The sequence below is a fragment of the Streptomyces sp. C genome (assembly GCF_000158895.1).
Lineage (GTDB): Bacteria > Actinomycetota > Actinomycetes > Streptomycetales > Streptomycetaceae > Streptomyces > Streptomyces racemochromogenes.
In genome coordinates this window covers 5,804,067-5,805,407 of record NZ_GG657750.1, presented here as the reverse complement: position 1 = coordinate 5,805,407, position 1,341 = coordinate 5,804,067, and the positions used below count along the sequence as shown (strand labels likewise).

Genomic DNA, 1,341 nt, shown 5'->3' with positions numbered 1-1,341 from the left:
CTTCGCGGGGGTCCGGCCGGCCGAGCTGTACGCGGCGGCCGACGCCGTCCGGGCGGGCGCCCCGGCGGGCTCGCCCGCCACACCCGCCCCCGTGATCGATTGACCGTTCTCGGGGGCGCGTGGTTCACTCGCGGACATGACCGGCAACGACGTACGCCTGTGGCGGAGGGTTCACATGGACCTGCTCCGCTACGCGGGCTGCGTGTGTCGCCCCTCCTGCTGATTCGCCTTCCCTCCGCGCGCCCCTGAGCCCTGCCGGCCGGCGCGCGCACCTTCGCGAACCCCAGGACGGTCACCTCCATGCCTTCCCCCCTGCCCACGCACGCCCCCGCCCGCCCGTCCGCCCCGACGGCGGCGGAACTCCTCGACTTCGCCCTGCGCACCGCGGCCGACCCGGAGATCGTCGACTCGCTGCCCCTCGACCCGGAGGGCCGGACCTGGATCCGGCTCGACGGGCCGGGCGGCAGCGAGGCCTGGCTGATCGGCTGGCCGCCGGGCACCGGCACCGGCTGGCACGACCACGCCGAGTCCCGGGGCGCGTTCGCCACCGCGCGGGGCCGGCTGACGGAGCACTCCCTGACGGTGCGCCTGCCTTCGGAGGGCTGGCAGAGCCTGGAGCTGGCCCCCGACGTGGACCGCACCCGCAGCCTCGGCGCGGTCAGCGGGCGGGCCTTCGGCGAGCACCACGTCCACGAGGTGCTCAACGAGTCCGCCTCGGAGCACGCGGTGTCCGTCCACGCGTACTACCCGCCGCTGCCGCTGATCCGCCGGTTCAGCCGCAGCGGTCCGGTGCTGCGGCTGGAGCACGTCGAGCGCCCGGCGGACTGGCAGTGAGCGCCGTGGGCATCGACGAGCTGCTGGAGCGGGTCCGCGCGACGTACGACCGCGTCGGTCCGCGGGAGGCGTACGAGGCGTCGCTGGACGGGGCCCTGCTGGTGGACATCCGCTACCAGGCGCTGCGCGAGCGGGACGGGCTGATCCCGGGGGCGGTGGTCGTGGAGCGCAACGAACTGGAGTGGCGGCTGGACCCGCTGGGCTCCCACCGGCTCCCGGAGGCCCTCTCGCACGACCTGCGGGTGGTGGTGATCTGCAACGAGGGCTACGCGTCTTCGCTGGCCGCGGTGTCGTTGCACGCGTTGGGGCTGCGGCGGGCGACCGACCTCACGGGCGGCTTCCAGGCGTGGCGCGCCGCGGGGCTCCCCATTTCCCCTCTCTGACGCGTCGCTCGCGCGGCTCGGCCCTGGCGGGCCTCCCCGGCTTCGCGCCGCTGCGCCGGCCTCCGTCCGTCGGGGCCGGGGCGGGGGCCGGGTTCGGGGGCCGGTTCGGGTGGTTGGTGCCGGC

At 76.2% G+C, this 1,341-nt stretch carries 2 protein-coding genes; both read left to right on the top strand.

Annotated elements, in window-relative coordinates:
• The first annotated feature begins 300 nt into the window (after positions 1–300).
• Positions 301–834, top strand: a complete 534-nt coding sequence (locus tag SSNG_RS26315; protein ID WP_007266958.1) for a cysteine dioxygenase — start codon at positions 301–303, stop codon at positions 832–834.
• Entirely contained in the window at positions 831–1,217 is a 387-nt protein-coding gene (locus SSNG_RS26310; RefSeq protein ID WP_007266957.1) for a rhodanese-like domain-containing protein, read from the top strand. Before SSNG_RS26315 ends, SSNG_RS26310 begins: the two co-directional genes overlap by 4 nt.
• Positions 1,218–1,341: the final 124 nt, after the last annotated feature.

Bases quoted from the DNA above. Each gene is read 5' to 3' on its own strand.
- SSNG_RS26315 (WP_007266958.1), top strand. From the start codon at position 301: ATGCCTTCCCCCCTGCCCACGCACGCCCCCGCCCGCCCGTCCGCCCCG.